The organism is Alphaproteobacteria bacterium, from assembly GCA_017308135.1.
Classification (GTDB): Bacteria; Pseudomonadota; Alphaproteobacteria; order CACIAM-22H2; family CACIAM-22H2; genus Tagaea.
In genome coordinates, this window is record JAFKFM010000008.1 from 276,812 (window position 1) to 297,507 (window position 20,696).

Below are 20,696 nucleotides of genomic sequence, written 5' to 3' on the forward strand. Positions count from 1 at the left end.
GAAAGCGCCGCCATGATGACGCCCGTGCGCCCCGGGCGCAGCCTGACCAAAGAGGTCGTCGACCGTTTGATGGCCGAAATCGCCAGCGGGCGCTGGCCGGCGGGGCAGCGTCTGCCGACCGAGCGCGAATTGGTCGAAGGCATGCAGGTCAGCCGCACCGTGGTGCGCGAGGCGGTCGCGGCGCTGAAGGCGCGCGGCCTCGTCACCACGCGCCAAGGCTCGGGCGCCTTCGTGTCGCAAGCGCCACGCGACGAATTTCGTCTCGATCCCGAATTGCTGCGCTCGCTCGATTCCGCGATCAACGCGCTCGAACTGCGCTTGGCGCTGGAAACGGAGGCCGCGGGCTTGGCCTGCCAGCGCGCGACACAGCCGGCCCTCGAAGCGATCGCGGCCGCGCATCAAGCTTTCGAGCGCGCGATCGATTCCGGCCGTTCGGCGGCCGACGAAGATTTCGCCTTTCATGCCGAAATCGCGCGCGCGACCGGCAATCCGCATTTCCCCGAATTGCTGCGCATGATGGGCGGTTTCGTCATCCCCCGGCGCGACGAGAAGGTCTGGCGGATGACGGCGGCGGGGCAGGCGGCCTATCTCAAACGCATCCGCGACGAGCATCGCGCCATCGCTGAAGCGATCCAGGCGCGCGACGGCGACTCGGCGCGACGGGCGATGCGCCGGCACCTGACCAACGCCGCCGAACGCTACCGGAATTTCGTCGCGGCCTCGGAAGCCGTGCCCGCCGTATAAGCATTTGATCGATATTCGGAAATAAGCGCGACGGCGAGGTTGACCCGGGGCCCTCGAAGCCCTAGTTTCCCGCCGCCTTGGTATGAGCGCGTAGCTCAATCGGTAGAGCACGACACTTTTAATGTTGGGGCTCCGGGTTCGAGTCCCGGCGCGCTCACCAAGGCGTTCCTCATCGATCATCGATAAAGATAGGCCGTGCGCTTGCCGCGACGCGGGGCGCGGCTTTAGCATCGTTCGATGGATCATCATCAGGCGTTCAACGCGGTGCGCGACGGGTATCTGGTCAAGCTGACCAAGACGCGGCCGGAAATCCGTTACCTCGTCATCGGCGCGAACGACGGCACGAAGGGCGATCCGCTTTACAAATACACGGGCCATCCCAAATGGCGCGGCACGCTGTTCGAGCCGCTGCCGGTCCCGTTCGCCGCGTTGCAAGCCAATTACGCGGACCGACCGGGGGCGGTGCCGCGCAATGCCGCGATCGTCGCCGACGCGCCGGGCGGCAAGCGGAAATTCTATAATGTGCCGTCGTCGTCGGTGCTGGCGTCGTTTCGGCCCGAGATCATCCAGCGCCATATGCTGATGCCGGAGTTCCAGCACGTCGAAAAGGAAATGGTCGAAGTCGAGGTCGATTGTTTGCCGATCGCCGAATACGCGGCCGAGCCGGATTTTACGCCGCCCGATGTGTTGATGACCGACACCGAAGGTTACGATTTCACGCTGTTCCAAGCGTGGTGGACGCTCGGCTGGCGGCCGTCTTTCGTCGAAATCGAAGTCATCCACATCACCGAGGCGGAGCGCGTCGTCATTCGCGATGTGCTGCATCACGGCGGATACGAAACGTTCTGGTACGAAACCGACGTGTTCGCGCTGCGCGGCGACACGATCGAACCCGAGGATTTGATGCTGTATCGCGCGGCGCGCGATCAGGCGATTTCCGTTTATCGCCTCGCCGAAATGTTGGTCCAAGCCGGCGTCAAGCCGAAATCCTAATCGGCGATCAACGGTAGGTAATATAGGACGTCGCACGGCCCCGTTTGGGCGTTTAGCGACCCAATGTCGTAATTCCGCATACTTTGCGGTGATGTTTTGCCCATTGCTCTGCATACCGGCAAAGGCGCAGGATTCTTTACGACTTGTTAATACGAGAAATCCAGGATCGAACCACTTATGCCGCAACGTATGATCTTTGGTGTACAACAACGGATCTACGATCGCCCGGAGAACGCATGACGCCTCGTCCGCGCGAAAACTCGAAAAAGCCGTTCATCGATCGCCGCCGATCCGGCCGGCGCAAGGACGGCGCATGAGATTTTCCGCCAGTCTCCGCTTTACGCTTCTAACGCTGCTGGGCATCAACACGGCGATCGCGCTGTGGTTCGCGATCGACATGTCGCTCGACGCCGTCCGGCAACGCGAAGTGGCGCTGCTAGCGAAGCGGAGCAACGCGATCTCCGACCTGCTGATCGAGGCGACGGCCGCGCGCGCGCGCGAACGCGGGATGACCGCCGTCGCCCTCAACCGGCCCGAACCGATCCCCAAGCAAACGCGCGACGGGATCGATGTGGCGCGCGTGGCCGGCGATACGGCGCTGGCCGAAGCGCTGGTCAAACTGCGCGCGATCCCGCCGCAGCCCGATTGGATGCTGGCGCGCGGGGAAGCCGAAGCCGCGCAAGAAAGTCTGCTGCGCGCGCGCGAAGAGGCGGACGGTTTGATGACCCTGCCGGCGCAAGAACGGCCGCGCGATCGCGTCGACGCCTGGTTCCACGAGGTGACGGGCGCCATCGATCGCGCCAACGCGCTGCGTCTGGCGCTCGATTTCGGGGCGCTGTCGGCCCAGCCCGTGCTGAACGGCTTCGTGCCGCTGAAGAACGAGCTTTGGGCGATCAGCGAGTTCGCCGGCCGGCAGCGCGCGATCATCGGGGCGCATATCGCGCGCGACGAGCCGTTGATGCTGCGCACCATCCAAGATCTCGACCTGCTCGACGGCGCGATCCTGCGCGCCAACGGGCAGATCAACAATCTGCTGCGCAACCGATTGATCGCGTCGAACGTGTCCGCCGATATCGCGACGACACGCATGATCTTCGACGCCGAATTCCAGCGCGCGCGCGACGCCGCGATTCAGTCCGGACGCACGGGCCAGGCCTATCCGATGAACGCGACGCAATGGTTCGATACTGCGACGCTGGGGATCGAGGTGGTGCTGAATATGACGGCCGTCGCCTCGCAAACCGCGCGCGCCCAGGCCGACGCGGCCGTACGGAAGGCCGACGAAGGCGTGATCGTGGCGTCGATCATTTTCGCGCTGATCTTGGCGGCCGCGATCGTCGCGTTTCTGGCGCTCGAATGGCGCGTGATCCGGCCGCTCGAATCCTTGACCACGATCATGAACCGGCTGGCGAGGCGCGATTGGGCCGTGCAAGTGCCCGTTCTGGCGCGCGGCGACGAAATCGGCGCGATGGCGCGCGCCGTCCAGGTGTTCAAAACGTCCGGCATCGAACGCGAATTGCTGGAAGCCGAAGCCCTCGCATCCCATCGGCGCGAGAAATTGCGCGAGAACGAGAAGCGCGAGCTTGCCGAAAGTGCCGCCCAAGCCGCGCATGAGCGCGTGCTGGCGCTGGAGGAGAAGATGCGCATGGAGGCGGAGTTCGCGCGCGTCGAGCGTCTGGCCAATCTCGGCGGACTGGTCGCGGGCGTGGCGCACGAACTCAACACGCCGATCGGCAATGCGGTCACCGTCGCGAGCACGCTGTCGGAGCGCGCCGAAGGTTTCGCGCGCGAACTGGCGGCGGGGCAGGTGCGCAAATCCTCCCTCGAACGGCTGATCGACGAATTGCGCGACGGAACGGCGATATTGATGCGCGGCTTGCAACGCGCGTCCGACCTCATCCAGCATTTCAAGCGCGTCGCCGTCGATCAAACGAGCGAACAGCGGCGCGTGTTCCGCATCGACGAGCTGGTCAGCGATATCGCCGGCACGATGGCGCCCCAATTGTCGCGCGCGGGCGTTGCCTTGAACGCCGATATCGACGTCAAGCCGCCGCTCGATTCCTATCCCGGGCCGCTCGGCCAGGTGCTGCTGAACCTCGTCGGCAACGCCCAGATCCACGGGATCGGCGAAGGCAATTCGGGCGCGATCACCATCGCGGCGCGCCAAAGCGGCGCGGATGCGATCGAGATTTCGGTTCGCGACGGCGGAAAAGGCATTCCCGCCGGGTTGCGCGACCGGATTTTCGAACCATTCTTCACAACAAGGCTGGGGCAGGGCGGCAGCGGCCTCGGCCTTAGCATCGTCCACAACATCGTCACGAAGGTTTTGGGCGGTACGATCCGCGTCGACAGCGAAGTCGGACACGGCACGACGATGACCTTGCGCATCCCCTTGCGCGCGCCCACCGGCGCGCAAGGGCAACTCGAAGGGACTTACGATGTCGGACATGCCAAACGCGCCGGCTGACGATCTGCTGGAGCTCGCCCCCGAAGACGGCGCCCCCGAACGTTCGGGGGCCGCCGGTGCCGCGCGGCCATGGTATGTCATGGTCGTCGACGACGACGACGACGTTCACGCCACGACGCGTTTCGCTTTGAACGGCGCGCGCGTGCTGGGCCGGCCGATCGAACTCGTGCACGCGCACTCGGCCGCCGAAGCTTGGGCGAGACTGGGCGAGGTGAAGGATATCGCCGTCGCCTTGATCGACGTGGTGATGGAATCGCCCGATGCGGGCTTGCGTTTGGTGCGCGAGTTGCGCGAGGCGGGAATGCGCGAGATGCGCATCGTGCTGCGCACCGGACAGCCCGGCTACGCGCCCGAAGTATCGGTGATCTCGTCCTACGAGATCGACGACTACCGCACCAAGTCGGAATTGACCCAAACGCGGCTGCTGACCGTCCTGACCGCGACGATCCGCGCCTACGACCAGATCCGCACGATCAGCCGCAGCCGCGCCGGGCTCGAGATGATCGTCGAAAGCGCCACCAAGCTGTTCACGCGTACGAATCTGGAACTGTTCTCGCGCGGCGTGCTGACCCAGATCGCGGCGTTGCTGCGCGTGGCGCCCAACGGGCTGGTCTGCGTCGATGGCGGCCAAGGCGCGGACGACGGCGCGATGATCGTCAGCGCCGCCGGCAGTTTCGCCGCCTATGCGGGACGGCCGCTGTCGGCGTTGCCCGACCGGACGCTCGCCCGGCTGATCGCCGAATTTCCGCGCCAAGGCGATCCGGTCGTCGAGGGCGGATTTATGATGATGCATTTCGGCACCGAGCCCGGCCGCGCGTTGATCGCCGTTATCGAAGCGGGCGGGGAAATCGCCGACGCCGACCGGACCTTGCTGCGGCTGTTTGCGACCAATATCGCGATCGGCTTCGAGAACCAGGCGCTGATCGACCGCCTTGACCATATGGCGCATGTCGACCCCGTGTTCGACGTGCCGAATTTGAACGCCTTCGAAACGGCGTTGGGCGAGCGCTTCGCCGTCGATCCGGTCGATGGGCGGATCGCGCTGGTTCATCTCGAATCCCACGCCAGCATCGTCGCGGGTTACGGGCTGCGCATCGCGCGCAACTATCTTCGCGCGATCTATGCCGCCCTCGCGGATTTCGAGATGGGGGCGCTGGTCGTGGCGATGATCGGCGACGGCACTTTCGCGCTGATCGGCGAGAAGACGCATCTCGATCCCGCACGCCTGCATGCGCTGGTAACGGCGGCCTACACGACCGACGGCGTGGAAATCGCCTCGACCGCGACGGCGGCGCTGCTCGATCTCGACGCGGCGCCGGGCGAGGATACCGCCGCGACGATGCGTGCGCTCGCTTCCGCGCTTCAGCATGTGCGCCGCACGCGGCGCAACGAAAGCGTCGTGTTCGACGCGACGATGCGCGCGGAATCCGACCGCCGTTTCACGCTTCAGCGCGAAATGAAGCGCGCGGCGCCGAGCGGCGAGGGTTTCGCCGTCCATCTCCAGCCCAAAGTCGATATCGCCAGCGGGAGCGTCATCGGCGCGGAAGCGCTGCTACGCTGGCGTTACGACGGGCGGCCGGTGTCGCCGGTCGAATTCATTCCGATCGCCGAAGCGTCGGGCTTGACCGAGCCGCTGACCGATTTCGTCGTCGCGGAGATCGGCCGCTGGGCGCGCGCGCGCGCCAAAGCCGACGCCGCCGCCGTGCCGGTCGCGGTCAATCTTTCGCCCATCGATCTCGGCCGCCAAGGTTTCGCGGCGCGGCTGATCGAGCGGGTTCATGGCGCCGGGCTTTCGCCGTCGACGGTCGAGTTCGAGGTGACCGAAGGTGTGGCGATGCAAGCGACGCCCTGGGCGATCGATCAGCTGCATATTTTGAAGAAGGCGGGATTCCGCATCGCCCTCGACGATTTCGGCACGGGCTATTCGTCGCTCGGCAATTTCGGTGATTTCCCGATCGATACGCTGAAGATCGATCGCAGCTTCGTGACGCCGCTGACCGTGGCGACCGCGCGCGAAAGCCTCGCCGCCGTTATCCTCGCGATGACCCTGACTTTGCGCGTGGGGTGCGTGGCCGAAGGCGTCGAAACCGATGAACAACGCCAAGCCTTGCGGTTCCTGGGTTGCGAAGTGGCGCAAGGCTATTTGTTCGGAAAACCGGCGGAAATCGACGGATTTGACAGCACATTCGGCGCCAAAATCCGCGCCTGACGGGTAACCGGAAAAATTCCAGGTCGCGCGGACGGGCGGGATCGTCTTTAATCCCTATTGTATGCGCCAATCTGAGCGTGTACGCCCCCGTCGCATGATGTTGAGAATAGCCGGATTTCGCCATTACAGCATTTTGGCGGTCGCGATCGCAGCCTGCTTGGCGCTGGCGGCGGGCGAAACGCTTCGAATATTGGAACAGCGCGAACGGACCGAAGGCAACGCCAGGACCTACCTCGAAAACGTCGCGCTGACCTTGACCCAGACGGTCGAAGGCGTGTTCACGACGGCCGAAGCGGCCGTGTTGCTGACCGCCGGACTGGTCGCGCGGCGCGGCATCGAGAGCAGCGCCGACCGCGAACTCAGCCAAATTCTCGTCTCCCTGGCGCATGGTTCGCGCAGTATCCGGAATATCCGGGTGCTCGATCGGCAGGGTAAGGTACTCGCGTCTTCGGCGATGGAGCTGCCGGGGTCGGTCGATTTTTCCAGCCGCGAATATTTCCACTACCACGCCAATTCGGGCGACCGGGCGCCGCGCATCGGCTTGCCAGTCGTCGGCATGCAGGTGCCGAGTTGGCTGATCCCCGTCACGATCGGTCTGTTCGATGGCGCCGGCGCTTTCGTCGGCCTCGTGGTCGTGTCGATCGATATGCAGTACTTCCTGCGTCAACTGGAGCGTATCGACATCGGCCGCGACGGTTCCATCGCGCTACTCACGCTGAACGGCGCGCTGCTCGTCCGCCGGCCGTTCGTCGCGAGCGAAATGGCGCGCGACTTTTCGCAATCCGAACTGTACCGCGAGCGTTTGTCCCGCGCCCCGGCGGACACCTACGTATTGCTTTCGCCGATCGACGGTAAGCGCCGCTATTTCAGTTACCGGAAATCCGACAATTCGCCGCTGGTCGTGTCGGTTGCGATTTCGGTCGACGAGATACTCGAGCCGTGGATACGGGAATCCTGGCGTAGCGCCACGGTCGTGGCGCTCGTCTCGCTGGTGTTGATCGGTTTCGCGACCGCCGCGTTCGTCATGCTGCGGCGTTCGGATCGCAATGCGGAAGCGGCGCGGGCGGTCGAGGCGCGGCGCATCACCGACCTCGCCAATCTCGACGCGCTGACCGGTCTTGCGAACAGACGCGCGGGTCTCGATCTGTTGCGCGATCAGATCGCGAAAGCCGAGGCGAGCGGGCGGCGGGTCGCGATCCTGCTGATCGACCTGGATAAGTTCAAAGCGATCAACGACACGCACGGCCATCGCGCGGGCGATGCGGTTCTGATCGAGACCGCGGCACGGCTGCGCCAATCGACGCGCGAGAAGGACGCGTTGGCGCGCCTGGGCGGCGACGAATTCCTGGTCGGGCTCGGCGATCTGGAAGACGCCGCGATGGCCGGCAAACTCGCCGAGCGTATGATCGCTATTCTGCTGACGCCGGTCGTGTTCGAAGGCAAGGAACTCGCCGCCGGATGCAGCATCGGGATATCCGTCTATCCCGACGACGCGCGCGATCTGCCGCTGCTGATCCAATACGCCGACGAGGCGATGTATGTCGCCAAGTCGCGCGGCCGCGGCACGATCCGCAGCTACGCGGATATCAACACGGTCTAGACTTCACGATGCGCGCGCCAGGCCGGCGGCGGCTTTCGCCCCGTCGTCGTAAAGATAGGCGCGCGTCGCCGGCACGGCCGAAACCGAGCGCGACAATTGCGCTTGGAAAATGATGTGCCCCTGGTAGCGAAACGCGCATTCGCTGCCGGCGAGATAGAATTCGAACATCCGGCAGAAACGTTCGTCGTAGATCTTCGCGATCTCGTCGCGCTGGGCGTGGAAGCGCTGGCGCCAATGGCGCAGCGTTTCGGCGTAATGCAGGCGCCAGATTTCGAGGTCGGTCACGTACATGCCCGTGCGCTCGATCGACGGCAGCGTCTCTGAAAGGGCGGGCGAGTAGCCGCCCGGGAAAATGTATTTGCGGATCCATGGATTGGTGACGCCCGGCCCGTCGGCGCGGCCGATCGAATGCACCAGCGCCACGCCGTCCGGCGCCAGCAGATCGCGGATCTTCGCGAAATACGTGTCGTAATTCGGCACGCCGACATGTTCGAACATGCCGACCGAGACGACGCGATCGAACGGGCCTTTGATCTCGCGATAATCGGCGAGCTCGAAACGCACGCGGTTCGCCACACCCGCTTCGGCCGCGCGGATGCGCGCGTATTCGAGCTGTTCCTTGGACAGCGTGACGCCCAGCACCTCGACCCGCGCCTGGCGGGCGAGGGTGATCGCCAAACCGCCCCAGCCGCTGCCGATATCGAGCACCCGCTGGCCGTCGCGCAGCAGCAGCTTCTTGGCGATGTGATTCTTCTTGGCGATCTGCGCTTCGTCGAGCGTCATGTCCGGGCGTTCGAAATAGGCGCAGGAATACTGCATGTCGCGATCAAGGAAGCGGCGATAGAGATCGCGCGACAGATCGTAATGATGCGCCACGTTCCGCCGCGATCGCGCGAGCGAATTCAATTGTTGTAGCGGCCGCAGCACGGGGCCTAGCCGATGGCGCCATTTGTCGAAAGCACCGCCTTGTACGGCGATCCCCATATTGCGCGTCACCAGCGCCAACAGATCGTAGATCGTGCCGCGTTCGATCGTCAGCGTGCCGTTCATATAGGCTTCGCCGGCGTAAAGGCCCGGATTGAGCCCGAGCTTGAAGCCGGTCATCCGATCGGCGATGCGGATGACGACCGGTGGTTCGTCTTCCGGTGTGGCGTCGTCGCGCCGCCCGAACTGGGTGCGCGCACCGCTGGGGTCGATGACCGTGAGTTCGCCCGAACGGACGAAGGGTTCCAAAAATTTCGACAGCAACATCGGATCGTCTCCTCGCGCGCGGATGAACGGCGGAAGGGCCGGGAGCCCGTATCTTTCAAATCTTGGGATCGTTCTAAAGTCCTACAAGGGGTGGGCAAGTCCGAATAACTACGTGGGTACCGGTAAAATTTGTTCCGCAAGCCGGAACTTCGGTAAAATGATCCGCGATTTTTTGCATCTGCACAGTTTTCGCTGCGCCGCAAAATCGCTATGGTGCGCCTCCTTTTCCCAGGGACTCCAGCGCTATGAACATCGACAAAATCTCGATCGGCCCGAACCCGCCGAGCGACGTCCACGTGATCATCGAAGTGCCGGCCGGCGGCGAGCCCGTCAAATACGAGCTCGATAAAGCCTCCGGCGCGCTTTACGTCGACCGCTTCCTGCACACGGCGATGTTTTATCCGGCCAATTACGGCTTCATCCCGCACACGCTGTCGGGCGATGGCGACCCGGTCGACGTGATCGTGGTCGGCCCGGCGCGCGTGGTGCCCGGTTCGGTCATCCGCTCGCGCCCGATCGGCGCCTTGCTGATGGAGGACGAAGCCGGTCCGGACGAAAAAATCATCGCGGTGCCGGTCGACAAGCTGCACCCTTTCTATAAGGGCATCAAAGAATACGACGACCTGCCGCCGATCCTGCTCGAGCAGATCGCCCATTTCTTCAAGCACTACAAGGACTTGGAGAAGAACAAGTGGGTCACGATCGTCAAATGGCTCGATACCAAGGGCGCCGAACGTTTGATCCGCCAGGGCATCGAGCGCGCCAAGCGGGCCAAGACCAAGCGTCGTTCTCCCGCGAAAAAGTGATGCATTTTAAATAAGTTCCACGCGAAACTTGATGACTTGGATCGGGTTTGGCGGGAAGATCGGTTTAGAAACCAGAGCTTCGGAGAATTCCGATGGCAGCCAACGGTCTTACCGGTCTTTCCGCGACCTTCTATCCGGTCATCCAAGCGAGCTTGAACAAGCTTGAGCAGTTCAAGCAGGTCACGAAAGAAGTGACCGACAACACCGCGCAGATCATTTCGCGCGGCGTGCAGGCGGCGGCGTCGCCCGAAAGCGACACCTCCGCGACCGCGCTGACCGGCCGCGGTCAAAAGGTCGATATTCAAATCTAATCTCACGAACTGACGGAATCGGGCGGCACTTGTAAGCTCCCGCCTATGTCTCGTGTCGTCGTCCTTGGTGCGACCGGCTTCGTCGGCCGCAACATCGCCCGTCATCTCGCCGAAGATCCCGCGTTCAACGTCGTCGCGGTGCGCAACACGCGCGCCGAATGGGCGCATCCGCGCGTCGAATGGCGCCAAGCCGACCTCACGCGCGAAGCGGACGTGATGCGCGCCCTCGACGGCGCCGACATGGTCGTGCACGCGGCGGCGGCCACGGCGGGGGCCGCGGCTCATCTCGCCGATCCCTTGTCGATGGTCGTCGACAATCAGGTGATGAATTCGCGCATCTTCGCGGCCGCGCATCGGCTGAACGTCCGCCATCTGCTTTGGTATTCGTGCTCGATCATGTACGCGTCGAAGGACCGCGCGCAAAGCGAAGCGGATTTCGATCCGGGCGCGCCGTTGCACAAAGCCTATGTCGGGGCGGGAACGACGAAGGTCTATTTCGAACGCATGTGCGCCTGGTACGCCGGGTTGGGCCGCACGCGCTTCACCGTGTTCCGCCATTCCAACGTCTACGGGCCTTACGACAAATTCGATCTCGGCCGCAGCCATATGTTCGGCGCGACATTGACCAAAGCGCTGACCGCGCAAGACGGCAAGATCGTGCTGTGGGGGAACGGTGCCGAAGGCCGCGATCTCATTCACGCCGACGATCTGGCGCGCGCGACGAAGGCGGCATTTCTGCGTCAATCCGTTCCTTACGCGCTCTACAATATCGGCTCGGGCCAAGCGCTGCCGGTGATCGAGATCGCGCGGCGCATCGTGCGGGGTACAGGCCGCGATCTTACGATCGAAACCGATCCGGCGAAGCCGTCGATCCCCGTCACCATCGCGCTCGATTGCGCGAAAGCGAAAGCCGAGCTTGGCTGGGCGCCGCAAGTCGCACTCGACGACGGCATCGCGCGCACGATCGCGTGGTGGCGCGAAAATCGTCCCGCCGGGGCGGCCGCGCCATGAAACTCTCCGTCGTTCTGCCGACGATCTTCGCCGAATTGCTGCCCGGCGCCATCGACGCGGCCAAATCGGCGGCCGGCGACGTGCCGCACGAAATCGTCGTCGTGTCGCCCTTCGATCCCGCGCGCGGCGACGTGCGCTGGGTGCCCGAAACCAGCCCGCGCGGTTCGATCGCGGCGGCGAATACCGGTTTCGCGGCGGCGCAAGGCGAGGTGGTGGCGCTCGTTTCCGACGATACGCGTTTGACGCCCGGCGCGCTGGTCGCGGCGCTGGCCAAGCTCGAGACGCTACCGGGCGGCATGGTGGGATTCCCGCGCGTCGTCGGCGGCGAGAATTATATCGGCACGGTGTTCGGCCATTTCTATCCGTATTATTTCGCCGTGCGGCGCGCCGATCTCGATCGCGTCGGCCGCTTCGACGAAGGCTATCGCAAGCATTACGCCGACCCCGACCTCGCCTTGAAGATTTGGATTTCGGGCGGGCGCTGCGAGATTTTGCGCGATGCGGCGATCGTCGATATCCCGACGCGCGGCAATGCCGGCGAGGCGCCGGACAAGGCGCTTGGCTCGCGCGAAGCCGATTTCGCGCGGTTCGCAGGCCTGTGGGGCAAGCATTTCGACGCGGCCTGGGGTGTCGAAGAGACGGGGATCAATCTCGATCTCGCCCTCGACCTTGTTCAGCTCGCCGGCGGCGACGCCACGACGATCGCGCTGCGCAATCCCGGCAAAATCCTCGATTTGCGGATTTTAAGCGGGCTCAGCCTCGTCGGGCTCAATCACCGGACCAAAATCGGGCTCGGACGGGCAGCCCAAGCCTTGGACTATTTGCGATGGCTGGCCGCCCTCGACCCCAGCCCGGTCAATATCGTGGTCGGGGCGGGGACCAAGGCGCTGCTGGCGAAACCCTTCTAGCGGCTTGTATTTTTTATCCCGCGCCAAGCGAACGACCCGCGTGATAATCTTTGCATAAGGTTTCCCTCGTAGAAATGGGGGTATGACCCGCGATTTCACGAGGCGCGCCATGGCGGTACCGCAACGACCGATTTTTACGGCCGAGAAGCATCTGAAGCGCGACATCCGTCCGCTCGCCAATGGGCGTGCGACGCCCGTACCGGAAACGATCGTCGCCCAGGCCGATCCCAACACGGCTTTGGCGATCGAATCGCTGCGCGGCGAGATTCAGGATCTCGGGCGTAAGCTCGACGGGTTCCTCAACGTCGATCACACCGAGATCGAGCGCATCCGCAACGAAGTGACGGGCATCGCCTCGCGCATCGAGCAGACGAAGCGCGAGATCGGCGCGTTGCGTCATCCGTTGTCGCAGGAAGACAAGCTCAGCTCCGCGACGTTCGAGCTCTCGTCGGTCGTGTCGCAGACCGAAGACGCGACGACGCGCATTTTCGACGGCGTGGAAAAGATCGAGGAGATCGTGCGCGAACTGGGCTCGACCAAGCTCGACGATTACGCGTCTTCGCGCATGGGCGAAATCGGCGATCTGTGCACGGGCATCATCGAAGCCTGTTCGTTCCAGGATCTGACCGGCCAACGCATCAACAAGGTCGTGCGCACGCTCGCCTTCATCGAAGAGCGCGTGCAGAACATGCTCGAGATTTGGGGAGCGAGCGAAATCGAGCGCGAAACGTCGCCCGAAGACGGCGCCACCCATATCGTCGACGAAGGGGCCGGAATCGTGCTGCATGGGCCCCAGGACCTCGAGAAAACCAACTCCCAAGCGGATATCGACAAGCTGTTCGAATGAGCGATACGCCCGAGACCATTCTGGCCAAAGCGATCCGCGCGGCCGACACAAGGTATTTCTTCGAGAATTACACGAAGCAGGCGGTCGCCGCGATCCAGGCTTTGGAAAAAGCCGGCTTCGTCATCGTGCCGAAATACCCGACGCGCGAGATGCACGAGGCCGCGAAGAAAGCCATCGTCTACGGCCAGCGCAAACCCGGCGAAGTCGTCGGCCCGATTTGGGGCGCCATGGTCGACGCCGCACCCGGCCCGTATCAGGATTGACCGCTAACGGCGCGTTTCTTCCGCCGGACGCGGCATGCGCGGGCGTTCGGAAACGGGCCCGCGCGTCATGGTGCCGGGATTGCGCGCGACGGTGATCGCATAGCCGTAGGCGAGCGAGCGGCCATTGGCGTCCAGCGCCAGCACTTCGACGCGATATTGCGACGACGAGGTTTCGCCCACGCACGGCCCGCGATAATCGGCGTAGGTGCCTTCCGCGATACGGCCGGGCGTGGTGGCCGGCGCCTCGTATTCGAACGACGGCGCGATCAACACGCTGATATTGGTGTAGCGCACGCGATAACGCGCGGCGCTGGCGGGCGAACGATCGAGCTCGATCGGCGGCGAAATGCCCAGCGAGCAGACATGGTCGGGGCCGAAGAACGTGCGCACGCCCATCACGGGCACGCCTTCGGGGCCGGGATAAAACGGCGCGCAGGCCGATATGAGCAACGCCGTACCGGCGAGGATGAGGGTTTTCAGACGCATCGCACTGTTCTACCTTGCCCGGCGGATTCTTCAACTTCTCTCGATTTCAGTGGTTATGTCCGATATCGAAACGATCGATTGCGCCGTCGTCGGGGCGGGTGTCGTGGGCCTCGCCGTCGCGCGCGAATTGGCGTTGGCCGGGCGCGAAGTCGTGGTGTTGGAGGCGGCCGACGCGATCGGTACGGAAACCTCCTCGCGCAACAGCGAGGTGATCCATGCCGGGATCTATTACCCGACCGGCAGTTTGAAGGCCAAGCACTGCGTCGCCGGCAAGAAATTCATCTATCAATTCTGCGCCGAGCGCGGAATCCGCGCCTGGAATTGCGGCAAGCTGATCGTCGCGAGCTCGCCGGCCGAGGTCGCCTATCTCGAAAAGCTCAAAAAACAGGGCGAGGCGAACGACGTCGACGATCTGGAACTGATCGACGGCAACGAAGCGCGCAAGATCGAACCGCTGCTGTCCTGCCACGCGGCTTTGCGCTCGCCCTCGACCGGCGTGGTCGACAGCCACGCGATGATGCTGGCCTTCCAGGGCGACGCGGAGGCCAATGGCGCCGCCATCGCTTTCGAAACGCCGGTCCTCGGCGGCCAGGTCGCCAATGACGGCATCGTGCTGGAAACGGGCGGGGCGGCGCCGATGCGCCTTAAAGCCTCGCTGGTCGTCAATGCCGCCGGGCTTGGCGCCAACAAATTGGGCCGCGCCATCGCCGGCATTCCGCCCGACACGGTGCCGCCGCTTTACTACGCGAAGGGCAATTATTTCTCGCTGCAAGGCAAGTCGCCGTTTTCGCGGCTGATCTATCCGGTTCCCGCACCCGGCGGGCTGGGCGTACACATTACGGTCGATCTTGCCGGGCAAGCGCGCTTCGGGCCCGATGTCGAATGGATCGATGAGATTAATTTCGACGTCGATCCGTCGCGCTGCGACAGTTTCTATGCCGAGATCCGCAAATATTGGCCCGGCCTCAAGGACGGCGCGCTCATCCCCGCCTATTCGGGGATCCGGCCGAAGATCGTGCCGGCCGGCGCGCCCAACCCCGATTTCGTGATCCAAGGTCCCGAAACGCATGGCGTGCCGGGATTGATCGCGCTTTACGGGATTGAGTCGCCGGGGCTCACAAGTTCGGCTTCGATCGCCGCCGAAGTGGCGCGCATCGCGGCCGCGATACGCTGACGAAGAACAAACGAAGGGAACGCGCAACATGGTCGATCTACCGGTCAACGCCTTCAAGAAGGCCCTGAAGGAGGGCCGCCCGCAAATCGGCCTATGGTGCAGCCTGTGCTCGCCGATGGCGGCCGATGCGATCGCCGATGCCGGGTTCGACTGGATCCTGATCGACACCGAGCATTCGCCCAACGAACCGCCGGACGTGCTGGCGATCCAGCGCGCGTTGCGCGGCGGCTCGGCCACGCCGATCGTGCGCCCGGCCTGGAACGATCCCGTGCTGTTCAAGCGCTTGCTCGATATCGGCACGCAGACCTTGCTCGTGCCCTTCGTGCAGAACGCCGAGGAAGCGCGCAAGGCCGTCGCCGCGACGCGCTATCCGCCCAATGGCATTCGCGGTGTGGCGACGTCGACGGTCGCGGGCCGTTTCGGCCGCATCAAGGATTATCTCAAGACCGCGCATCGGGAGATCTGCGTGCTCGTGCAGGTCGAAACCGTCGAAGCGCTGAAGCAATTGCCCGAGATCGCGGCGGTCGACGGTGTCGACGGCGTGTTCATCGGGCCGTCGGATCTGGCCGCGTCGATGGGCCATCTCGCCAATCCGATGCACCCGGATGTGCAGGCCGCGATTTCCTCGGCCGTCGGGCCGATCCGCAAAGCGGGCAAGGCGGCGGGATATCTCACCTCGAACGAGGAAGAGGCGAAAAAGCGCCTCGCCGAAGGTTTCCAATTCGTCGCGGTCGGGGCCGATATGGGCATTCTGGCGCGCGGCGCCGATGCGCTGATCAAGCGGTTCAAGGAGTAACGCATTATGGCGAACAAACCCGATTGCCTCCTCCTCACATCGCTTCGCGCGACGCCAACCGCACGCCTTAACGCCGAGTTCAACGTTTTGGTGGCGCCCACGACGCCGGCCGAGCGCATGGCGTTCATCAAAGCGCATCCCGACACGCGTTTCGTCGCGGCGAGCGGCGGCTGGGTGCCGGCCGAAGTCTTCCAGGCGCTGCCCAAGCTCGAAATCGTGTCGTGCTTCGGCGTGGGTTACGACGGCGTGGACATCGCCGCCGCCAAGGCCGCGAAGGTGCCGGTCACCAACACGCCCGACGTGCTGAACGATTGCGTCGCCGACACGACGATGGGCATGGTGCTGGGGGCGATGCGCAAATTTCCCCAAGCCGATCGCTTCGTGCGCGACGGCAGCTGGCTGAAGGGCGGGCAGGCGCTGACGACATCCGTCCATCACAAGAAGATGGGTATCGCCGGTTTGGGACGCATCGGCAAAACGATCGCCAAGCGCGCGCAAGGCTTCGATATGGAAATCGCCTATTACGGGCGCTCCAAACAGGCCGACGTGCCGTTCAAGTATTTCGCGGATATCGCCGATATGGCGGCTTGGTGCGACGTGCTTGTCGTCATCACGCCGGGCGGGGCGGCGACGCGCAACATGATCGATGCGCGCGTGCTGAAGGCGCTGGGCCCGAAAGGCTATCTCGTCAATATCTCGCGCGGCTCGGTCGTCGATGAACCGGCGCTGATCGAAGCGCTCAAAACCGGCGCCATCGCGGGGGCGGGTCTCGACGTGTTCGCCGACGAGCCGCGCGTGCCCGAAGCGCTGCTCGCGCTCGACAACGTGGCGCTCGCCCCGCATGTGGGTTCGGCCACCAACGAAACGCGCGACGCGATGGGCAATCTCGTCGTCGACAATCTGGTCGCGGTCAAGAACGGCCAGAAGCCGCTGACGCCGGTTTATTGAGCCGGTTCTTCGGGGATCGCGCCCGTCGCGGCGCGATCCTCCAACGCCGCGCGCTCGCGCAAAATCCACGCGCCGGCCGCCACGAAGATCGGCGCCAAAAGCCACGCGCCGAACGCAAAAGGCAACAGGGCGAACTCCGCCAGCGTCGTCCAGAAAATCCGGCGGCGCAGCTTGGCGGGCGGCGGCGGCGCGAAAAGCCGCAAACTCCATTCCTCGCCGAGTGCTTGCAGCGTCCATAGACGCAACACCACGACCGGGGCGAAGGCGATCAACGCCGGCCACCACAATCCGCGCGTTTCGACGGCGGTGTAGGTGAGGGCGAAGAGCCAAACGCCGTGCAGGATCGCCAGCCGCTGGTGATTGCCGCGCCCGTATTCGACGGCGCCCGACGCCGCTAGGTTTTCCGCATTGCGCCGCGCGCGCGTGTACTCGATCAAGCGCAGCAACAGCAAAGCGCCGATGGCGAACTGCGCATCGCCGGCGGTGGTGTCGAGGAAACGCTCCATGTTGCCCTTATCCCACGCTTGCGGCGTGACGGGGAGAGGCACAAACTCTCCGCTATGTTCGAAGGGTTCGAAGCGGGCGTCACCCGCGTTGGCGATGTCGAGATTTTCCGGCGCATCGGCGGCGAAGGCCCACCTTTGCTGCTGCTGCACGGCTATCCGCAGACGCATCTGATGTGGCACAAAGTGGCGCCGTCGCTCGCCCAGCGCTTCACGGTGATCTGCCCCGATTCGCGCGGCTATGGCGCGTCGTCGAAGCCTGAGCCCGATCCCGAAAATCTGCTCTATTCCAAGCGCGCGATGGCGGCCGACATGGTCGGGTTGATGGCCGCACTCGGCTTCGAGACATTTGCGGTCGCGGGGCATGATCGCGGCGGACGTGTGGCCTATCGTTTGGCGCTCGACCATCCGGAACTGGTGACGAAGATCGCGACGCTCGACATCGTGCCCACGCTTTCCAATTGGAATCGAATGGCCGATATGGCGATCGGCTTGCGCACCTATCATTGGTATTTCCTGGCGCAGGCCGGCGGTCTGCCGGAACGCATGATCGCCGCCGATCCCGACGCCTATCTCGAGTACACGGTCCGATCCTGGGTGAAGGATTTCGGCGCGATCGGCGACGACCCTATGCAGGCGTACAAAGACGCGTTCCGCGCGCCGGGCGCGATCGCGGCAGCGTGCGCCGATTATCGCGCCGGGGCGACGACCGACGTCGAACACGACCGCGCCGATTTCGGCACGCGCAAGATCGCGGCGCCTTTGCTCGCCTTGTGGGGCGGGAAGGGGCTTGCGACCGACAAAGGCGGCCAGATCGAAATTTGGCAGCAATGGGCCGACGATGTGCGCGGCCGGCAGTTTCCATGCGGGCATTTCCTGGCGGAAGAAGCGCCGCTCGAAACGATCGAAGCGCTGCTCGATTTCTTCTAACCGGTGCGCGCCAGTTTGAAGGCGGCGTCACGCTCGAACAGATAAAGCAGCGTGCGCACCGCCTTGCCGCGCGGGCTGTCGAGTGTGGGGTCGGTTTCGAGCAACACCCGCGCATCGTCGCGCGCGATCTCCAGCAGATCGGCGTGCGCCGCCAAATCGGCCAGGCGGAATTGCGGCAGGCCCGATTGCTTAGTGCCGAGCACTTCGCCGGCCCCGCGCAAACGCAAATCCTCCTCGGCGATGCGGAATCCGTCTTCGGTTTCGCGCAGGATTTCGAGCCGCGACTTCGCGGTCTGCCCCAAAGGCTGGCCGTAGAGCAGCACACAGGAGGATTCCGCGGCGCCGCGGCCGACGCGCCCGCGCAGCTGATGCAATTGCGCGAGGCCGAAACGTTCGGCGTGTTCGATCACCATCACGGTCGCCGAGGGCACGTTGACGCCGACTTCGATCACCGTCGTCGCCACCAGCACGCCGGGCGGGCCGTTGACGAAGGCTTCCATCGCCGCGTCTTTCTGCGTGGGCTTCAGTTTGCCGTAGATAAGGTGAACGCGGCTTTCGCCGAAACGCGCGGTCAAATCGGCGTGGCGTTCGGTCGCGGCGGCGAGGTCCACAACCTCCGACTCATCGACCAGCGGACAGACCCAATAGACGCGCGCGCCCTTGTCGATCAGGGCGCGCACGCGCTCGACGACTTCGTCCATGCGTTCCAACGGCAAGGCGACGGTCTTCACCGGTTTGCGGCCCGGCGGCTTCTCGGTGAGTTTGGAAACATCCATGTCGCCATAGGCGCACATGACCAGCGTGCGCGGGATCGGCGTGGCGGTCATGATCAGCGTGTCGACGCCGCCTTCTTCCGAAGCACCCTTGGCGGCGAAGGCGACGCGCTGATGCACGCCGAAGCGATGTTGTTCGTCGATGACCGCGAGGCCGAGATTGTCGAAGGCCACGTCGTCCTCGAACAGCGCATGCGTGCCGACGACAACGGAAATCTCGCCGGCGGCGAGGCGTTCGAGTGTGGCTTGCTTGACCTTGCCCTTGTCGCGGCCTGTGAGCACCGCGACCTCGATCCCGGCGGCCTCGGCCAGCGGCAGGATCGTTTCGTAATGCTGGCGGGCGAGGATTTCGGTCGGCGCCATTAGCGCGGCTTGGTAGCCCGCTTCGATCGCCGTCAGCATCGCCAGAAACGCGACGACGGTTTTGCCGCTGCCGACATCGCCTTGCAGCAAACGCTGCATGCGGCCGGGGGCGCCCATATCGCCGAGGATTTCGGCGAGCGCGACCGTCTGGCTGCCGGTCAATTTGAAGGGCAGGGCGGCAAGCACCTTCTCGCGCAAGCGCCCATCGCCTTTGACGCTGCGCCCCGGCCGGCGTTTGTCGCGCGCGCGCACCAGCGCCAGGGCAAGCTGGTTGGCGAACAATTCGTCATAGGCCAAACGGCTACGCACGACCGTGCCGGGCTGCGTATCGGAATTTTCCTTGGGCGCATGGGCCTGCGTTAGCGCCGCGCGCCAGGATGGCCAGCCGCGCTGCGCCACGAGGTTCTTGTCCGCCCATTCGGGCAATTCCGGCGCCTTGGCGATTGCCGCTTTGATCGCCTTGACGAGCACTTTGGGCGATAGGCCCGCCGTCAGTCCATAGGTCGGCTCGACCGTCGCGATCGCTTCGAACTGCTCGGGCGGCGCGACATGATCGGGATGCGGCATTTGCACGCCGTCGCGATAACGCTCGATCTTGCCGCTGACGACCCGATCGGCGCCGACGGGCAGCAGCTTTTCGAGGTAATCGCCCTTGGCGTGGAAATAGACCAGCTCGATCTCGCCGCTCGCATCCTCGCAGCGGACCTTGTAGGGCATGCCCCGGCGGCGCGACGGAAAATGCTCGGCCACGCGCACGCGCAAGGTGACGACGGCGCCTTCGGGCGCGTCGGCAATGGCGGGCGAGAAGCGGCGATCGACCAAGCCGGTCGGCAAATGCCACAGCAGATCGACGATATGTGGCCCGGCCGCGCGCTCGACCAAAGCGGCGATTTTCGGCCCCAGCCCTGGCAGGGTTTTGATGTCGGCGAAAAGCGGAAAAAGAATCGACGGACGCATAATGGCGGGCAGGGTGACAGGAAGCCCCGGCAGGCGCTATACCCATGCCCCGATTCCGGCCGAGCCGCGAACATGCCCGAAGCGATCGAAATCCGCCGTAAGCGTCTGATCCATCGCAGCCTTTACACGGGCATGAAGGAGACGGACCTGTTGCTCGGCGCCTTTGCCAAGGCCCATTTGCCGGGCTTCGACGAAGGACAACTGGACCGCTACGAAGCCCTGCTGGAAGCGGGCGACCCGGTCATCTTGGATTGGGCCTTGGGCCGCGAGGAACCGCCGCGCGAATTCGATACCGATGTTCTGATGCTGCTCCGTAACTTTAAACTCGTGCCGTAAAACTTTGCTTTTACTTTCAT

General features: G+C 64.3%; 20 protein-coding genes and 1 tRNA gene. 17 read left to right on the plus strand and 4 right to left on the minus strand.

From position 1 onward, the window contains the following. Positions 1-12: 12 nt before the first annotated feature. From J0H39_09650 to J0H39_09675, 6 genes are all read left to right on the plus strand, one after another. Positions 13-744: a FadR family transcriptional regulator gene (locus J0H39_09650; GenBank protein ID MBN9497011.1), complete on the plus strand. Its 732-nt coding sequence runs from the start codon at positions 13-15 to the stop codon at positions 742-744. An 84-nt stretch (positions 745-828) separates the two neighbouring features. Further along, a tRNA-Lys gene (locus J0H39_09655) sits at positions 829-904 on the plus strand. A gap of 77 nt (positions 905-981) precedes the next feature. Continuing rightward, positions 982-1,737: an FkbM family methyltransferase gene (locus J0H39_09660; GenBank protein MBN9497012.1), complete on the plus strand. Its 756-nt coding sequence runs from the start codon at positions 982-984 to the stop codon at positions 1,735-1,737. 313 nt (positions 1,738-2,050) lie between these two features. Continuing rightward, complete coding sequence (locus J0H39_09665) at positions 2,051-4,204, plus strand: HAMP domain-containing histidine kinase (protein MBN9497013.1); 2,154 nt, start codon at positions 2,051-2,053, stop codon at positions 4,202-4,204. Continuing rightward, positions 4,185-6,413, plus strand: coding sequence for an EAL domain-containing protein (locus J0H39_09670; GenBank protein ID MBN9497014.1), 2,229 nt, complete (start codon positions 4,185-4,187; stop codon positions 6,411-6,413). Before J0H39_09665 ends, J0H39_09670 begins: the two co-directional genes overlap by 20 nt. A 94-nt stretch (positions 6,414-6,507) precedes the next feature. Next, a complete protein-coding gene (locus J0H39_09675) occupies positions 6,508-8,013 on the plus strand; it encodes a diguanylate cyclase (protein MBN9497015.1) in 1,506 nt (501 codons plus the stop codon). A 3-nt stretch (positions 8,014-8,016) separates the two neighbouring features. On the opposite strand, the gene J0H39_09680 is transcribed toward J0H39_09675, so the two are convergent. Further along, positions 8,017-9,264 carry a class I SAM-dependent methyltransferase gene (locus J0H39_09680; protein MBN9497016.1) on the minus strand — a complete coding sequence of 416 codons (1,248 nt, stop codon included), beginning with the start codon at positions 9,262-9,264 and terminating at the stop codon, positions 8,017-8,019. 245 nt (positions 9,265-9,509) lie between these two features. Between J0H39_09680 and ppa the strand changes: the two genes are divergently transcribed. From ppa to J0H39_09710, 6 genes are all read left to right on the plus strand, one after another. After that, the gene (gene ppa / locus J0H39_09685; protein ID MBN9497017.1) at positions 9,510-10,070 is read left to right on the plus strand and encodes an inorganic diphosphatase; all 561 of its coding nucleotides are present in this window, start codon (positions 9,510-9,512) and stop codon (positions 10,068-10,070) included. 92 nt (positions 10,071-10,162) lie between these two features. Then, entirely contained in the window at positions 10,163-10,381 is a 219-nt protein-coding gene (locus J0H39_09690; protein MBN9497018.1) for a hypothetical protein, read from the plus strand. Positions 10,382-10,426: 45 nt separating this feature from the next. Continuing rightward, on the plus strand, positions 10,427-11,392 hold the full coding sequence (locus J0H39_09695; GenBank protein ID MBN9497019.1) for an NAD(P)-dependent oxidoreductase: 966 nt from the start codon (positions 10,427-10,429) through the stop codon (positions 11,390-11,392). Continuing rightward, positions 11,389-12,300 (plus strand): glycosyltransferase, encoded by a 912-nt coding sequence (locus J0H39_09700; GenBank protein MBN9497020.1) that lies wholly within the window; start codon positions 11,389-11,391, stop codon positions 12,298-12,300. The genes J0H39_09695 and J0H39_09700 overlap by 4 nt, the downstream gene beginning before the upstream one ends. Positions 12,301-12,409: 109 nt before the next feature. Further along, positions 12,410-13,147, plus strand: coding sequence for a hypothetical protein (locus J0H39_09705; protein MBN9497021.1), 738 nt, complete (start codon positions 12,410-12,412; stop codon positions 13,145-13,147). Further along, complete coding sequence (locus tag J0H39_09710; protein ID MBN9497022.1) at positions 13,144-13,410, plus strand: hypothetical protein; 267 nt, start codon at positions 13,144-13,146, stop codon at positions 13,408-13,410. The genes J0H39_09705 and J0H39_09710 overlap by 4 nt, the downstream gene beginning before the upstream one ends. Positions 13,411-13,413: 3 nt before the next feature. Here the strand turns inward: J0H39_09710 and J0H39_09715 are convergent, their stop codons facing one another. Further along, positions 13,414-13,896, minus strand: coding sequence for a hypothetical protein (locus J0H39_09715; GenBank protein MBN9497023.1), 483 nt, complete (start codon positions 13,894-13,896; stop codon positions 13,414-13,416). A gap of 64 nt (positions 13,897-13,960) precedes the next feature. Between J0H39_09715 and J0H39_09720 the strand changes: the two genes are divergently transcribed. The 3 genes from J0H39_09720 to J0H39_09730 are packed head-to-tail and all read left to right on the plus strand — an operon-like array spanning position 13,961 to position 16,814. Further along, a complete protein-coding gene (locus J0H39_09720) occupies positions 13,961-15,070 on the plus strand; it encodes an NAD(P)/FAD-dependent oxidoreductase (protein ID MBN9497024.1) in 1,110 nt (369 codons plus the stop codon). A gap of 28 nt (positions 15,071-15,098) precedes the next feature. After that, on the plus strand, positions 15,099-15,866 hold the full coding sequence (locus J0H39_09725; GenBank protein ID MBN9497025.1) for a 4-hydroxy-2-oxo-heptane-1,7-dioate aldolase: 768 nt from the start codon (positions 15,099-15,101) through the stop codon (positions 15,864-15,866). Positions 15,867-15,869: 3 nt separating this feature from the next. Then, a complete protein-coding gene (locus J0H39_09730) occupies positions 15,870-16,814 on the plus strand; it encodes a 2-hydroxyacid dehydrogenase (protein ID MBN9497026.1) in 945 nt (314 codons plus the stop codon). On the opposite strand, the gene J0H39_09735 is transcribed toward J0H39_09730, so the two are convergent. Continuing rightward, entirely contained in the window at positions 16,808-17,362 is a 555-nt protein-coding gene (locus J0H39_09735; protein ID MBN9497027.1) for a hypothetical protein, read from the minus strand. The two genes, J0H39_09730 and J0H39_09735, sit on opposite strands and share 7 nt — an antisense overlap. Positions 17,363-17,374: 12 nt before the next feature. Here J0H39_09735 and J0H39_09740 point away from each other — a divergent pair, with 12 nt between their 5' ends. Beyond that, on the plus strand, positions 17,375-18,247 hold the full coding sequence (locus J0H39_09740; protein MBN9497028.1) for an alpha/beta hydrolase: 873 nt from the start codon (positions 17,375-17,377) through the stop codon (positions 18,245-18,247). On the opposite strand, the gene recG is transcribed toward J0H39_09740, so the two are convergent. Then, positions 18,244-20,340 (minus strand): ATP-dependent DNA helicase RecG, encoded by a 2,097-nt coding sequence (recG, locus tag J0H39_09745; GenBank protein ID MBN9497029.1) that lies wholly within the window; start codon positions 20,338-20,340, stop codon positions 18,244-18,246. The genes J0H39_09740 and recG overlap by 4 nt on opposite strands. A 72-nt stretch (positions 20,341-20,412) precedes the next feature. On the opposite strand from recG, the gene J0H39_09750 reads away from it, so the two are divergent. After that, complete coding sequence (locus J0H39_09750; protein ID MBN9497030.1) at positions 20,413-20,676, plus strand: succinate dehydrogenase assembly factor 2; 264 nt, start codon at positions 20,413-20,415, stop codon at positions 20,674-20,676. The last annotated feature ends 20 nt before the right edge of the window (positions 20,677-20,696 follow it).

Excerpts from the sequence above, each read along its gene's own strand:
- J0H39_09650 (MBN9497011.1), top strand. The coding sequence starts at position 13 with ATGATGACGCCCGTGCGCCCCGGGCGCAGCCTGACCAAAGAGGTCGTC.
- J0H39_09660 (MBN9497012.1), top strand. The coding sequence starts at position 982 with ATGGATCATCATCAGGCGTTCAACGCGGTGCGCGACGGGTATCTGGTC.
- J0H39_09665 (MBN9497013.1), top strand. The coding sequence starts at position 2,051 with ATGAGATTTTCCGCCAGTCTCCGCTTTACGCTTCTAACGCTGCTGGGC.
- J0H39_09670 (MBN9497014.1), top strand. The coding sequence starts at position 4,185 with ATGCCAAACGCGCCGGCTGACGATCTGCTGGAGCTCGCCCCCGAAGAC.
- J0H39_09675 (MBN9497015.1), top strand. The coding sequence starts at position 6,508 with ATGATGTTGAGAATAGCCGGATTTCGCCATTACAGCATTTTGGCGGTC.
- J0H39_09680 (MBN9497016.1), bottom strand. The coding sequence starts at position 9,264 with ATGTTGCTGTCGAAATTTTTGGAACCCTTCGTCCGTTCGGGCGAACTC.
- ppa (MBN9497017.1), top strand. The coding sequence starts at position 9,510 with ATGAACATCGACAAAATCTCGATCGGCCCGAACCCGCCGAGCGACGTC.
- J0H39_09690 (MBN9497018.1), top strand. The coding sequence starts at position 10,163 with ATGGCAGCCAACGGTCTTACCGGTCTTTCCGCGACCTTCTATCCGGTC.
- J0H39_09695 (MBN9497019.1), top strand. The coding sequence starts at position 10,427 with ATGTCTCGTGTCGTCGTCCTTGGTGCGACCGGCTTCGTCGGCCGCAAC.
- J0H39_09700 (MBN9497020.1), top strand. The coding sequence starts at position 11,389 with ATGAAACTCTCCGTCGTTCTGCCGACGATCTTCGCCGAATTGCTGCCC.
- J0H39_09705 (MBN9497021.1), top strand. The coding sequence starts at position 12,410 with ATGGCGGTACCGCAACGACCGATTTTTACGGCCGAGAAGCATCTGAAG.
- J0H39_09710 (MBN9497022.1), top strand. The coding sequence starts at position 13,144 with ATGAGCGATACGCCCGAGACCATTCTGGCCAAAGCGATCCGCGCGGCC.
- J0H39_09715 (MBN9497023.1), bottom strand. The coding sequence starts at position 13,896 with ATGCGTCTGAAAACCCTCATCCTCGCCGGTACGGCGTTGCTCATATCG.
- J0H39_09725 (MBN9497025.1), top strand. The coding sequence starts at position 15,099 with ATGGTCGATCTACCGGTCAACGCCTTCAAGAAGGCCCTGAAGGAGGGC.
- J0H39_09740 (MBN9497028.1), top strand. The coding sequence starts at position 17,375 with ATGTTCGAAGGGTTCGAAGCGGGCGTCACCCGCGTTGGCGATGTCGAG.
- recG (MBN9497029.1), bottom strand. The coding sequence starts at position 20,340 with ATGCGTCCGTCGATTCTTTTTCCGCTTTTCGCCGACATCAAAACCCTG.
- J0H39_09750 (MBN9497030.1), top strand. The coding sequence starts at position 20,413 with ATGCCCGAAGCGATCGAAATCCGCCGTAAGCGTCTGATCCATCGCAGC.